Genomic DNA, 13,174 nt, shown 5'->3' on the forward strand with positions numbered 1-13,174 from the left:
TTATTATGGAGATAAAGCGCATTATTGTATCGCATGATAATATAACGAATCATTTGGATAATGTCTCGACGTCTATTTCTAAAGGGAAAGTCACGACGATCATTGGGCCAAATGGCTGTGGAAAATCGACATTACTAAGTGTACTTTCCCGAAGTACTATGCCAACTTCGGGAACGGCTTCACTGGAAAATCGCGATTTGGTGATGTTTAAGCCGAAAGAGTTTGCGAAGAAGTTAGCGATTGTTTATCAGCAGAATGATGTGCCAAAAGATTTGACGATTGAAAAATTGGTCGGCTTCGGTCGGCTGCCTCATAAAACACTATTGCAGAGCAACCAAGAAGAGGATCGCAAGGCTATAGATTGGGCATTAACCGTAACGAACCTGACAGACAAACGACATAATGACTTAGAAGCATTGTCGGGTGGGGAGCGTCAGCGTGTATGGATTGCGATGGCTTTGGCACAGCAATCAGAAATACTTTGCTTGGATGAGCCAACAACATATTTGGATATTTATTATCAAATTGAATTATTGGAGCTCGTGAAATCATTGAACGAAGACTATGGCTTGACCATCATCATGGTATTGCATGATATCAATCAGGCGATTCGGTACAGTGATGAGATCATTATGATGAAGAATGGTCAAATCATCGCGGAAGGGCCGCCACGTGACATCATTACAAAGGATGTCATTAAAGAAGTATATGGAGTTAACGCGGTCTTTAAGGAAGATGACGAATTAGGTCTTTATATGATGTCCCTTGGTATTTAGGAGGTAAGCGGATGAAGAGACGCCTGTCGAAACTGATGCCTTTCGTTTATCTAGCAATCTTTCTCTACTCGGGTTATCTACTAGCACAGTATTTGTATACTTACGTAGAATCAGCCAGTTCGTTGAAGGAAACGCAACAGATGTATGAAGTGGCATTAGAAAACACGGCCCAGGTTGCGGTAACAGAAGACGTCAAAGAAGAAACCTTGAAAGAAGGTTCGATACGTCCACAGTTTGAAGAGTTACATAAAGTAAATGCAGATATCGTGGGCTGGATTTCAGTAGAAGGTACCAATTTGCATAACCCTATCTTGCAGGCCGAAGACAACGACTTTTACTTGAATCGTAACTTCACACGGGAAAGTAGTCGCGCAGGCAGTGTTTTCATGGATTATCGGAATGACATTAAGGATATGAGCCGCAACACGGTTCTCTATGGCCATGCGATGAGAAATGATACGATGTTCGGTAGCTTGAAGAAATTTGGCGAGCAAGACTATGCAGACAAACACCCCATTATTTTCGTAGATACATTGTATGAAGGATACGATATTGAAGTGTTTGCAGCATATGAAACGACAATCGACTTTTATTATATCGAAACAGATTTTCAGACGGACGAACATTTTTTGGGATTTCTCGAGGAAATCGAATCACGTTCTCTGATTGATATGCCTGTTGAAGTAGGACTGGATGATCGGATTGTGACGCTGTCGACTTGCAATAACTCTGTGAATAGTAAAGATAAACGCTATGTAGTGCAGGGGAAATTAGTGAAGCGCTAACGTATATAGATGGGATGAGGAGTTGCTCTGACAGGGTAGCTCCTTTAATTTCTTTAACGATTCATCTGGAAATGATACGATAGAGTAAAACGATGAGGTGGGGGACTTCATGGACTTAGAACAACTACAAAATAAATTGTATGAAAATAAATCTTTATTCATTGGGGAAGAGACTGCGTTCCGTTCCGCTGTAATTATTCCGTTAGTAGAAGTGGAAGGGGAATGGCATGTACTATTTGAGGTGCGTGCTTTCACGATGAGGAAACAGCCGGGCGACATCAGTTTTCCCGGTGGCAAAATCGATATAACAGATGCATCGCCTATGGAAGCGGCTTTACGGGAAACGCACGAAGAGCTCGGGATTGATCCGAAGACGGTACGGATGATAGAAGAGTTAAGTCCGTATATTGCATCTCCTTCATTCGTCGTTTATCCGTTCGTTGCGGTCATTGATTATCAAGAAATCATTCGAAGTTATAATAAAGAAGAAGTGGAAGAGGTATTTACCATCCCGCTTAAGTGGTTAAAGGAACATGAACCGTATATGCATTTAGTATCGATTGAAATCGCTCCACCGGATAATTTCCCGTTTGAAAAGATTATGAACGGAGACCAGTATAAATTCAGAAGTCATTCGCTTGAAGAATGGTTTTATGAATATGGCAAGTATACAGTCTGGGGGCTGACGGCTAGAGTGTTAAAACATTTCATCGATATTGTGAAGAAATAAACTGGAATGAGGATCAAGTATGAAACAAAAGAGGTCATGGAAATTCAAGTTATTGATCGGATTAACTGTTCTCCTATTAATGATTGCGGTGGGTTTTTTCCTATTCGCTAACTCTTATTATAAAGCACAAGCTTACGCTAAAGAAAATTTGCAATCAGATACAGATGTACTAGTTACAAATGGAAAAGAGCTAGTGTTTGAGCCTGCCTTAAATAAGAAAAACATAGGTTTTATTTTTTATCAAGGAGCAAAAGTAGAAGCTGAAGCATACGCGCCCATGGCTAAGGAGATTGCTAAACATGGTTACACGGTAATCATTCCCCATTTGCCGCTCAAGATGGCTATCTTCTCACCTGACCGAGCAGATAAGGTGATACGTAATCACCCTGAAATAGATATGTGGGTAATAGGAGGTCATTCCCTAGGCGGTGTGACGGCATCGGATTATGCATCTCGCCATGAAAAGATTTCTGCGCTCGTGTTACTAGCTTCTTATCCCGGAAGTCATACGGATTTGAGTGAAGCGTCGGTGGATGTACTGTCAATTTGGGCCAGTCATGATGAGGTGGCGGAAGCGAAAGCGATTAAGGCGGCTAAGTCTAGTATGCCTCATGATGCGAAGTTCGTCGAGATAGTGGGAGGTAATCATGCAGGCTTTGGTGATTATGGCAGGCAGAAGGGTGACGGTAAAGCAGCTATATCGAATGAAGAGCAGATTATGGAGACATCCGCTACGATTGTGAAATTAATTGAAGGGTTGGAAAAATAGAAAGTATCTTCCGCTGAATTAAAAGGCTGTGCTGGAAGTCGTGTATTCACGATTTCCAGCACAGCTTATCGTCTTATTTTTAGATGTAGAATTAAAGTACAGTAAGTGTCACTTCAATATTGCCCCTAGTGGCTTTGGAATACGGGCAGACTTGGTGCGCTTTCTCTACTAGTTGTTCAAGCTGTGCCTTCTCAATGCCTGTACCTGTTACTTGTAATTCAACTTCTAGTTTGAAACCACCATCTGTTTCATCTTTGCACAGGCTGACGTTTGCAGTGACTTCCGATGAAAATTTAACGCGTTCTTTGCTTGCAACAAGTTGAAGCGCGCCGTCGAAACAAGCTGCATAACCTGCAGCAAATAATTGTTCCGGGTTGGTGGAGTTCTCTAATTCTTTTGCTCTTTTTGTTCCTGGCATCGCTGTATCAAATTCTACTACTTTATCGGAGGATACTACATGGCCTTCTCTTCCTCCGTTAGCGGTTGCTGTGGATGTAAATAATTTTTCTGACATGAAATCACTACCCCTTTTTTGATTTTTTAGTCTCACTCCATTGTGTACCCGAATATTGGATAATTATGTGTGAAATCTTTAATCTTTTATGCACGTGTATGGTGACGTCATCCAACGTAGTGAAAAAGTGTATGTAAATCAGTTAGGAAGTGGGAACACGAAATGAATAAAAATGATATTGCAGATATCCGTAAACGATTTAAGTTAGATACCGATCTTTTGACGATCACTGATATTTACCATGTTTATATTAGGCAGGAAAGCAGTGAGGTTTACCACGAAGAGAGTCAGGCATTTGCTTTACTTGACCGTGAGCAACAGGAACTGTTCATGACCAATTTTAAAAAGGTGCTTGGCGGTAAACTAGGTGTGAAGTTATTTGAAGTGAAGTTTGAACGTCAGGATGAAGAGAATCACGGAGATCACGCACAAAAACTATTGTATGAAGGATTGCAGGCGGAAGAAGCTGAAGAATGGAAGGCAGAGATGCAACATCTAGCACTAAAGATGGTGAAAGATGTCCAATATGAAAAAGATCTGGTCGTGACATTTATTCGTGGTAACTACTTTAAGAAGACCAAGCGTAACAGTGAAGAATCTGAAATTGATATGCGAGATGAAGTGTTTACCACGCCGTTTATCTTGTGTAGTATGAATCATACAGACTTGCCAAAGCGCTCCATTATATTTGACTTTCAAGAGCGTGAATTCAAATCGAATACGATGCTCGATCCCATCATTAATCTTGCTTCACCAATAGGTGGCTTTTTATTCCCTTGCTTCACAGATAATGCAGCTGATGTCAATCATGTACTATATGCCGCCGGGAAAGCGAATAAACCTGATTATGCATTCATAGAAAATGTCCTGAATGGCGAAGAAGTGGTTACCGCTGCCGACGATAAAGCCGTTTTCGAGGAAATCGTAAAACAAGTAGTCGGTGGTGAAGTAGATACGGAAACACTAGGAAATGTATATGAAGCAATCTATCGATTAACTGTAGCGGATGAAGAAGAGGAAGAACCGGAAGAACCACCAGCAATTGATGCGATGCAAGTAGAACGTGTGTTGAAAATGAGTGGTGTCGACTACGTCAATACAGAAGCAGTAGAAACAGCTTTTCAGACTGTAGTGGATGACACTTCTTATGAAATGAAAGCAACCCATATTGTACCAAGTTATACGTCAAAATCAATTAAAATCGAAACCAAAGTAGCAAACATCTCAATCAGTCCACAAGACTTAAAATACGTGAAACAAGTGAACTATGATGGCAAGCAATGTATTTTAATTGAGGTAGAAGAGGATACAATCATTGAAGGATTCAAAGTGATTTCGGAAGACTTATTGACATGAAAAAAACCATTCATCTACTAAACGTCACGAAATAGTTCAAAATTCCGACATATTACCAGCTTTATCCTGACAAATAAACAAGTACCTTTAAACCTCGTTATATTTGATGTATAATAGAACAGATAGTAGTAGATGTATGGTTAAACTGAGACAGAATAAAATGCTCCTAGTACGCGCCATGTAGTCTGTGACGCCTTATTTAGGAACATTTACGTTTCTGTAAATTTCACATATAAGGAAGGTCAAAATGAGTAATAGACAAACTAAATCAGATGTTATATTAATTGGTGCCGGAATTATGAGTGCAACTCTAGGAACAATGCTAAAAGAATTAGCGCCTGACTGGAACATCTCGGTATTTGAGAAATTAGATAAAGCAGGGGAAGAGAGCTCGCATGAGATGAATAATGCGGGAACAGGACATGCGGCATTGTGTGAACTGAACTATACTTCCGAAAAGTCGGACGGGACTGTAGATATCACTAAAGCGGTTAAAGTAAATGAACAGTTCCAATTATCCATGCAGTTTTGGTCACATCTAGTAGAGAAAAATTTGATTAAAGACCCTGAGCAATTTATTATGCCACTGCCACACATGAGTCTTGTACAAGGTGAAGACAATGTGACGTATTTGAAGAAACGCTTTGAGGCTATGACAGCAAATCCACTATTCGAAGGAATGGAGTTTTCCGAAGATCCGGAAAAACTAAAAGAATGGATTCCGTTGATTATGAAAGACCGTACTGTCGAAGAAGCAATTGCTGCAACGAAAATTGACACAGGTACAGACGTAAACTTTGGTGCATTGACTCGTATGTTAATCGAGCATATGCAAAAAGTGGGCGTTGAAGTGAACTATGGTCATCAAGTAGAAGATATCAAACGTACAAGTGATGGCGAATGGGAATTAAAAATAAAGAATAATAAAGATGGCAAGCTTGAATTTCATAAAACTAAATTTGTTTTCATTGGTGGCGGAGGCGGAAGTCTTCCATTGCTACAGAAAACAGGTATTCCTGAAAGTAAGCATATTGGTGGATTCCCGATCAGTGGTGTCTTCATGGTCTGTAAAAATCCAGACGTAATTGCAAAACATCATGCAAAAGTATACGGAAAAGCAAAAGTTGGTGCACCGCCAATGTCCGTTCCACACTTGGATACTCGCTATATTGACGGCGAAAAGTCCTTACTATTCGGACCGTTCGCGGGCTTCTCACCGAAGTTCTTGAAAGAAGGATCCATGATGGACCTTATCGGTTCTGTTAAACCAAATAACCTTACGACAATGCTTGCATGTGGTGCGAAAAATCTGTCGTTGACTAAATACTTGGTAGAACAAGTAGTACAAACAAAAGAACAACGTATCAATGAACTGCGCGAGTTTATTCCGGACGCGAAAAGTGAAGATTGGGATCTATGGACTGCAGGTCAACGAGTGCAAGTCATTAAAGATACTCCTGACGGCAAAGGTACACTTCAATTTGGTACAGAGCTTGTAACGGATCAGGATGGTTCCATTGCAGCATTGCTTGGGGCTTCTCCAGGAGCATCAACTGCAGTAGCAGTTATGCTGGATTTGATTAACAAGTGCTTCCCGGAACAAGTAAGCGATTGGGAGCCAAAGTTGAAAGAAATGATTCCTTCATACGGAAAAGCATTAGCAGAGCATCCTGAGTTATTAAAGGACATGCACGCTTCTACTTCCAAGATATTGAAGCTAACAGAAAATGAGCTGGAGAAAGAAACCGTTCATAGTTAATAGTGAAAAGCTCTACTGCGATGTATTTCGCAGTAGAGCTTTTTTGAGTAGAAAAACTATGTGGTTACCACGGCATGGTATTCATCCCAATACTTCTTCAGCTTATTCTTACCTTGAGCGATTTCAGGATGAAATTGAATGTAAGCATTCTCTCTCGTATGCTCGGTATCTTGTATCGAGGACATTAAGTCATTTTCCAGTCTACCATTCTCCAAGTCGTTGGAAATAGAGAGACCAGCAGTATGTCCTTGGCTCATAGCAACTTTAGCCCCTTCAATACCCGTAATGTTCCCCGCTACATAAAGCCCAGGAAGGGTGATGTTGTAATTCCAATCCGAGGTTAGGCGAATGGGATTAGTCCAATCAATGTCTCATCAAGGAAACCGTCATAATACCGCTCTACGAGAATTACTTTTGCAAAGTTCAAGTATGAAAATCACATTAAAGGATGTAAAGTGTGAAATTAAAAATCTATGACACACTACAATTATTAACAGTGGCAATGGACTTTAGTAAAAAGCATAGGTTTTTTAATTGTCATTTAAAACCGATACAGTATACTGAACACTTTTGAATGAAACCTTTTGGCAAGCAACTTTATATCTTAGTTTGATAGTTTTACACTTGTGTAAACCAAGAGAAATAATGCAATATCATTTTATATAACTACATAGCTTCCCAATTCCATCTACTTCAACTTCCACGACATCTCCTGACTTCATTGGACAGCTACCTGAAGGCGAACCTAAAGCTAAAATATCTCCCGGCTCTAATGTCATGACTCTAGATATCCAACTGATTAAAAAAGGAATTGAAAAAGACATTTCATTTGTATTGCCACGTTGGACAATATCGCCATTTAATTTCGTAACAATTTGCAAGTCTGTAGGATCGAGTCCTTTCACGATACACGGACCTAGTGGACCGAATGTATCAAAACTCTTACCACGTGTAAATTGTGGATCCGATTGAGTGAGGTCTCTTGCCGTTACATCATTAAATATAGTACATCCGAAGATATAGTCTAACGCCTCTTCTTCCTTCACATTTTTACAAGGTTTGCCGATTACGAGGGCAACTTCACCTTCCATTTCCACCTGCCTAGTTAAATCTGTAGGTGGCAAAATGACTTCGCCCTGGTCAGGAATTGTACACGAGGTCGGTTTTAAAAATAGGAACGGTTCCTTGAGGTTGGTTCTTCCCCCCGTCTCCTCGGCATGTTGTGTATAAGTCCATCCGAAATTCACAATTTTGGATGGACTTATAGGTTCTAGTATTTTTACATCTTTATATTTAACAGACCGACCATCATATTGAACAACGTCATTTGCGATTTCTGTAAAGCTGCTGGATAATTGTAAAATATTATCATCTTCGACAAATCCAAAATGTATTTTGTCATTATGACATTGGTAGCGAACTAACACTTTTGTCTTTTGAAGCACTTGCAATTTCACATCATCTCCATTAAATTACTTAATAAACTTTACTTGCTTGCTTATCAGTTCATATTGTTCTTCTTTTCTTTTATTGAATTCCACCTTGTTTTTTTCATATAGATTGTTACCTTCAGTGTCAATAGAAACAATGAGGGGACCAAACTCTTTCACTTTACAAACCCAAAGTGATTCAGGCATACCTAGATCTTTCCAATGTACTTCTTTTATTTCTTCAACCTTTGTCGCTGCAAACACAGCATTTCCTGCCGGAAAAACTAAATGGAGAGCTTTGTGGGTCTTACAACCTTCTTCAGTATTTTTCCCCATTCCTCCCTTTCCTACAATAAGTTTGACACCTGTTTGTTCAATAAATTCCTTTTCAAATTTTTCCATTCTCATGCTTGTAGTAGGACCGATAGAGATGATCTCAAACTTTTCATTTCCATGACTTCTTACAATAGGGCCTGCGTGAAAAATTGCTTTCCCCCTTAAATCTACAGGTAAAGGAATCTTATCTTCTATCAGTCTTCTATGGGCGACATCCCTGCATGTTACAATTGTTCCACTTAAATATATTATGTCCCCTATCTTAATATCCTTTAAGTCCATATCTGTTATAGGTGTGGTTAATACTTTCTTACTCATAGTGTTACCCCCTCATGAGTCTCAATGACATAATCCAAATTACTATCGAAGACAATTTTTCCTCTTCTATGAGACCAGCAGCCGGTATTCACTGCAACTCCTATAGTGGAAGGGTGTCTAGCCGTATTGACAACATTTACACCCATAACCGATTTTGCCCCCTTCAAACCCTGTGGTCCTAGACCAATCGCGTTGATTCCATCCTCAAGAAGCGTTTCCATTTTTGCAGCATTTTGATTTTCATTTTGGCTTCCTACAGGCCTCATCAGGGCCTTTTTTGAATTCATTGCCGCTGTCTCAACAGAAGTTCCCACACCAACACCGATTAAAAGTGGAGGACAAGCATTCACTCCATAACTTGTCATTCTATCAAGTACAAACTTTACTACTCCTTCATAACCCTCTCCTGGCATCAATACAGTTGCCACTCCTGGAAGGGTACAGCCACCCCCAGCCATATAAGTATAAATTTCCACCTTATCGCTATCTTCTTCTATCTCCCAAAATATGCTGGGTGATCCGTCGCCAATGTTTTCACCTGTATTATATTCATCAAATGTTTCTACTGTATTATGTCGCAATGGTGTCTCTTGCGTTGATTTATACACACTGTTTTTCAATATTTTTTCTAACTGTCCGATTAAAGGAAAGTTTTCACCACACTTAACAAAGAACTGAAGGACTCCCGTGTCTTGACATGAAGGTCTTTTGAGTTCAAAAGCTAGATCTTGATTCTTAAACATCGTTTCATAGATGATTTTTGCTAATGGATTACTTTCTTCCTCACTGAGTTCTTTTAATTTATTCTCTACATCATCGGGAAGCTTGTAGCTCACAAGTGACACAAATTTAGACATTAAATTAGTCATTCTTTCTTTTTGCTGAGTTCTATTGAGTGTAATATTCATTTTTAACTCTCCTTATTTAAATTTAATTATTTCTCCAGCCAAAATACTTTTTACTTTACAAAATATAATCTGTGATTTCTTTGGCAGCTGCTTCTCTCTTAAAGTTGTACTTAATGATAAATTGTTATTCCATCTAATTACACCTCCAATTTTCAGAAGAGTCGCTCTATATCCAATATAGTTAACGTATACATTAAAGTCAATACTTAATTGAATTATATATTTTAAGGGTATTTCATTAATAATTATTGACATTAACGTATGAGTTAATGTAATATCTGAATTGCGAAACAATTTTATGTGTCTTAAAAAAAATTGGGGGGAGTAATGTTAATGACATCTTTAAAAATATTTTGGAATAAAATGTGGGGCTTAGACCATCAGGCCAGAGAGTGGGTAAAAAATTTATTCTCATTATTGCAAATGGTTACTGTGACTAAAACACCAGTAGCACCAGTTAAAAGAATGATCAGTGAGCAACCGGAACCGCAAAAAGAAGTGCCCACTACTTACTCTAAGTCACAACGTATCGGTTTAATCGTAGGGCCAACTCTCTTTATAATAATTAGTTTCCTAGTTGCTCCTTCAGGAATGACAAAAGAAGCGACTGCTGTCTTGGGTGTAATTGCATGGATAGCTACTTGGTGGGTGACTGAAGCTATTCCCATTCCATTCACCTCTTTACTGCCCTTGATCCTCTTTCCATTACTGGGAGTGATGGGAACAGGAGATGTTTCTGTGTCGTATGGAGATCCACTAATATTTCTTTTTGTAGGAAGTTTTATGATAGCGCTTTCAATGGAGAGGTGGAATCTTCACCGAAGAATTGCGTTGGGGATTATTTCCGTTATAGGAACTAATCCTAGTATGATTGTTTTTGGCTTTATGATAGCAACAGGATTTTTATCTATGTGGATTTCAAACACGGCTACAACTATGATGATGGTGCCGATGGCATTAGCAGTAGCAAAACATGTAGCAGATTCCATCAATGAGAAGGACCCAAGTATTGACACCACTCCAGGGAACTTCCCGTTTGGTACTGCTTTAATGCTTGGTACCGCTTATAGTGCTACCCTCGGAGGTTTCGGGACGATTATTGGTGCTCCTGCAAATACCATTTTAGTTGCAACGGTTAACAAGTTATATGGCGTTCAAATTTCATTTGCTCAATGGATGCTTTTTGGGATACCGCTCGTTGTCATACTCATTCCACTGGTTTGGTTGTATCTGGTAAAAGTAGCATATCCGATGAAAGTGAAAGATATCCCGGGCGGGAGAACTATCATTAAGAAAGAGCAACAAGAATTAGGTACTATGTCCTTTGAGGAAAAAGTTGTCCTTTCTGTTTTCTTATTTATCGCAATCGGATGGATCACAAGAAGCTTTTTACTTCAAAAGTTTATTCCAGGTATTGATGATACAACTATTGCTTTACTAGGAGCATTCATTTTATTTATCATACCTGCGAAAAATAAGAGTGGAAATATTTTAGATTGGGATACCGTAAAAAAGCTTCCATGGGGGATTTTATGGCTCTTTGGAGGTGGGTTAGCCCTTGCAGCGGGTATAACTAGTTCAGGGCTTGATAAATGGATTGGCGGTCAACTAATCAATTTTACAGAAATACCACTTTGGCTGACTATTGCTTTAATAGTTGGAGTCGTTACAATGTTAACTGAATTTACATCAAATACAGCAACAGCTACAATGGTGTATCCTATTGTCGCCGCAGGTGCTATAGCGCTAGGCATTGATCCAATAATTCTTATGATTGCTGCATGTATGGGAGCAACATTTGCTTTTATGTTTCCCGTCGCGGCCCCTCCAAATGCTATCGTTTTTGCCACTGGTTATATAAAAATGAGCGCTATGGCAAAGACTGGTATATGGCTTAACCTTGCATGTATTATCTTCTCAATTATTATCGTTTCATTTTTTGTTCCGATTATCTTTGGAGGTTTACTCTAAAAAAACGTGGATGGGAAAAAATGCAACTCACTAATGAAAAGCCTTGAAATTTTGCACACTGCAAAATTTCAAGGCTTTTTCTATTTAGAGGCTAGTTATATCCCAGTCTATTTTTATAAATTTTATACTTGAGAGTTATTCATATCATCAAGCACTCTCAATATTTCATTTCGTGCACGTTTGCGGTGAGACTGCATTATCATACGGGCTGCAGATCCATCCTTCGCTCTCATACATGATGTAATTGCCTTATGCTCAATAATTGATTGAAATGGCATTGGACGCTGATTAATGGTATATAATCGTGCCCGATACAATTGATCTGAATGAATATCGATTATTGTATCCAAACGTTTGCTTTGTGCAAAGTCAATGATAAGTCTATGAAATTTATCATCCAGAAAGGACCAAGTTTTTAAATCCATTTTATTAATTGCTCTCTCTTGCTCGCGGATAATATCTTCAAGTTTGTTTACTTCATTATCCCTTATCCTTTCAGTAGCCTTAGCTACCGCAAAACCTTCCATGATTTCAGAGATTTCATATACCTCTCGTAAATCACTTATTTCAATTGGTTCTACAGTGAAACCTCGTCTTGGGGTCAAATGTACCATTCCCTCTGCCTCTAAACGAACAAGAGCTTCCCTGACAGGGGTTCTGCTCATTTGCAATAAATCCGCCATATCACCTTCCAATATCGTTTTACCAGGATATAATATCAAGTCACGAATTGCCAAGCGGATGATGTGGTATGCACGTTGAGGTAATCGATAATTCTCTAACCCCTCCAATTGACTAATGAATTCCAAAATGTTCCTTCTAATTTCCTCTTCACTTTCCAAGTTAGTTTCTAAATGTTTCATGTCAAATCACCTATTCTCTACGTTTCATTTTTCTTCTTTTTGGAAGGTGGACTTTCTTTGCCGAGAACGCATCGGACATTGCCTGCAAGTGGGCAATAGTCGTTTTAAACACTATACAGCACAATTTGATATTGTGAAAGTTGCAACTTTTATATTTGTGAAAAACATGAAGAAAACTTTTATAATGCACCGACGGGGAATTTTTGACGAATGATGCGAAAGGGAAATCAACAGACGTTAGTTTCGATCGAGAAAAAAGTATTTGTAGAAGGGTTTACAAGTAAATTCCACTACTTAAATTTCCTTCTTTATTTGTCTTTCTAGTAGATGCCGCTGGTCTGCATGAATATGAATGCCAGCCTGTTTACAAAATGTACCTAGGAAAAAGCTCTACTGCGATGTATTTCGCAGTAGAGCTTTTTCGTTTATAGAAATTACTTTGTTACTACAGCATGGTATTCATCCCAATACATCTTCAGCTTATTCTTACCTTGAGCGATTTCAGGGTGAAATTGAATGTAAGCATTTTCTCTCGTATGCTCGGTATCTTGTATCGTGGACATTAAGTCATTTTCCAGTCTACCATTCTCCAAGTCGTTGGAAATAGAGAGACCAGCAGTATGTCCTTGGCTCATAGCAACTTTAGCCCCTTCAATACC

General features: G+C 39.0%; 13 protein-coding genes and 1 pseudogene. 7 read left to right on the top strand and 7 right to left on the bottom strand.

Annotated features, from left to right (window positions below; all coding sequences use genetic code 11):
* Nucleotides 1–5 precede the first annotated feature (5 nt).
* The 4 genes from CSV63_RS15310 (at nt 6) to CSV63_RS15325 (ending at nt 3,060) form a co-directional block, all read left to right on the top strand.
* Nucleotides 6–776 (top strand): ABC transporter ATP-binding protein, encoded by a 771-nt coding sequence (locus CSV63_RS15310; protein ID WP_099696583.1) that lies wholly within the window; start codon nt 6–8, stop codon nt 774–776.
* 11 nt (nt 777–787) lie between these two features.
* On the top strand, nt 788–1,561 hold the full coding sequence (gene srtB / locus CSV63_RS15315) for a class B sortase (protein WP_099696584.1): 774 nt from the start codon (nt 788–790) through the stop codon (nt 1,559–1,561).
* Between the two features lie 109 nt (nt 1,562–1,670).
* Nucleotides 1,671–2,291 carry an NUDIX hydrolase gene (locus CSV63_RS15320; RefSeq protein ID WP_099696585.1) on the top strand — a complete coding sequence of 207 codons (621 nt, stop codon included), beginning with the start codon at nt 1,671–1,673 and terminating at the stop codon, nt 2,289–2,291.
* Between the two features lie 19 nt (nt 2,292–2,310).
* A complete protein-coding gene (locus CSV63_RS15325; protein WP_099696586.1) occupies nt 2,311–3,060 on the top strand; it encodes an alpha/beta hydrolase in 750 nt (249 codons plus the stop codon).
* A 91-nt stretch (nt 3,061–3,151) separates the two neighbouring features.
* Here the strand turns inward: CSV63_RS15325 and CSV63_RS15330 are convergent, their stop codons facing one another.
* Complete coding sequence (locus CSV63_RS15330; RefSeq protein WP_099696587.1) at nt 3,152–3,574, bottom strand: organic hydroperoxide resistance protein; 423 nt, start codon at nt 3,572–3,574, stop codon at nt 3,152–3,154.
* 162 nt (nt 3,575–3,736) lie between these two features.
* Between CSV63_RS15330 and CSV63_RS15335 the strand changes: the two genes are divergently transcribed.
* On the top strand, nt 3,737–4,930 hold the full coding sequence (locus CSV63_RS15335; protein ID WP_099696588.1) for a DUF4317 domain-containing protein: 1,194 nt from the start codon (nt 3,737–3,739) through the stop codon (nt 4,928–4,930).
* A 247-nt stretch (nt 4,931–5,177) separates the two neighbouring features.
* The gene (locus tag CSV63_RS15340; protein WP_099696589.1) at nt 5,178–6,689 is read left to right on the top strand and encodes a malate:quinone oxidoreductase; all 1,512 of its coding nucleotides are present in this window, start codon (nt 5,178–5,180) and stop codon (nt 6,687–6,689) included.
* Between the two features lie 56 nt (nt 6,690–6,745).
* Here the strand turns inward: CSV63_RS15340 and CSV63_RS15345 are convergent, their stop codons facing one another.
* The 4 genes from CSV63_RS15345 to ttdA form a co-directional block, all read right to left on the bottom strand.
* Entirely contained in the window at nt 6,746–6,946 is a 201-nt protein-coding gene (locus CSV63_RS15345; RefSeq protein ID WP_099696590.1) for a hypothetical protein, read from the bottom strand.
* Nucleotides 6,947–7,342: 396 nt separating this feature from the next.
* On the bottom strand, nt 7,343–8,146 hold the full coding sequence (locus CSV63_RS15350) for a fumarylacetoacetate hydrolase family protein (RefSeq protein WP_233192153.1): 804 nt from the start codon (nt 8,144–8,146) through the stop codon (nt 7,343–7,345).
* 15 nt (nt 8,147–8,161) lie between these two features.
* Nucleotides 8,162–8,773: a L(+)-tartrate dehydratase subunit beta gene (gene ttdB / locus CSV63_RS15355; RefSeq protein ID WP_099696592.1), complete on the bottom strand. Its 612-nt coding sequence runs from the start codon at nt 8,771–8,773 to the stop codon at nt 8,162–8,164.
* A complete protein-coding gene (gene ttdA, locus CSV63_RS15360; RefSeq protein ID WP_099696593.1) occupies nt 8,770–9,681 on the bottom strand; it encodes a L(+)-tartrate dehydratase subunit alpha in 912 nt (303 codons plus the stop codon). The genes ttdB and ttdA overlap by 4 nt, the downstream gene beginning before the upstream one ends.
* Before the next feature lie 333 nt (nt 9,682–10,014).
* On the opposite strand from ttdA, the gene CSV63_RS15365 reads away from it, so the two are divergent.
* A complete protein-coding gene (locus tag CSV63_RS15365) occupies nt 10,015–11,652 on the top strand; it encodes an SLC13 family permease (protein WP_099696594.1) in 1,638 nt (545 codons plus the stop codon).
* A gap of 122 nt (nt 11,653–11,774) precedes the next feature.
* Here the strand turns inward: CSV63_RS15365 and CSV63_RS15370 are convergent, their stop codons facing one another.
* Together CSV63_RS15370 and CSV63_RS15375 are read right to left on the bottom strand one after the other, a co-directional pair.
* On the bottom strand, nt 11,775–12,515 hold the full coding sequence (locus CSV63_RS15370; protein ID WP_099696595.1) for a GntR family transcriptional regulator: 741 nt from the start codon (nt 12,513–12,515) through the stop codon (nt 11,775–11,777).
* 434 nt (nt 12,516–12,949) lie between these two features.
* Nucleotides 12,950–13,174: pseudogene (locus CSV63_RS15375) on the bottom strand (NAD(P)/FAD-dependent oxidoreductase); the annotation flags it as partial.

Origin of the sequence: Sporosarcina sp. P34 (genome assembly GCF_002743375.1) — a bacterium.
Classification (GTDB): domain Bacteria; phylum Bacillota; class Bacilli; order Bacillales_A; family Planococcaceae; genus Sporosarcina.

Coding starts and splice junctions, on each gene's coding strand:
- CSV63_RS15365 (WP_099696594.1), top strand. CDS start 10,015: ATGACATCTTTAAAAATATTTTGGAATAAAATGTGGGGCTTAGACCAT.
- CSV63_RS15320 (WP_099696585.1), top strand. CDS start 1,671: ATGGACTTAGAACAACTACAAAATAAATTGTATGAAAATAAATCTTTA.
- CSV63_RS15345 (WP_099696590.1), bottom strand. CDS start 6,946: ATGAGCCAAGGACATACTGCTGGTCTCTCTATTTCCAACGACTTGGAG.
- CSV63_RS15330 (WP_099696587.1), bottom strand. CDS start 3,574: ATGTCAGAAAAATTATTTACATCCACAGCAACCGCTAACGGAGGAAGA.
- ttdB (WP_099696592.1), bottom strand. CDS start 8,773: ATGAGTAAGAAAGTATTAACCACACCTATAACAGATATGGACTTAAAG.
- CSV63_RS15370 (WP_099696595.1), bottom strand. CDS start 12,515: ATGAAACATTTAGAAACTAACTTGGAAAGTGAAGAGGAAATTAGAAGG.
- CSV63_RS15325 (WP_099696586.1), top strand. CDS start 2,311: ATGAAACAAAAGAGGTCATGGAAATTCAAGTTATTGATCGGATTAACT.
- CSV63_RS15310 (WP_099696583.1), top strand. CDS start 6: ATGGAGATAAAGCGCATTATTGTATCGCATGATAATATAACGAATCAT.
- srtB (WP_099696584.1), top strand. CDS start 788: ATGAAGAGACGCCTGTCGAAACTGATGCCTTTCGTTTATCTAGCAATC.
- CSV63_RS15335 (WP_099696588.1), top strand. CDS start 3,737: ATGAATAAAAATGATATTGCAGATATCCGTAAACGATTTAAGTTAGAT.
- ttdA (WP_099696593.1), bottom strand. CDS start 9,681: ATGAATATTACACTCAATAGAACTCAGCAAAAAGAAAGAATGACTAAT.
- CSV63_RS15340 (WP_099696589.1), top strand. CDS start 5,178: ATGAGTAATAGACAAACTAAATCAGATGTTATATTAATTGGTGCCGGA.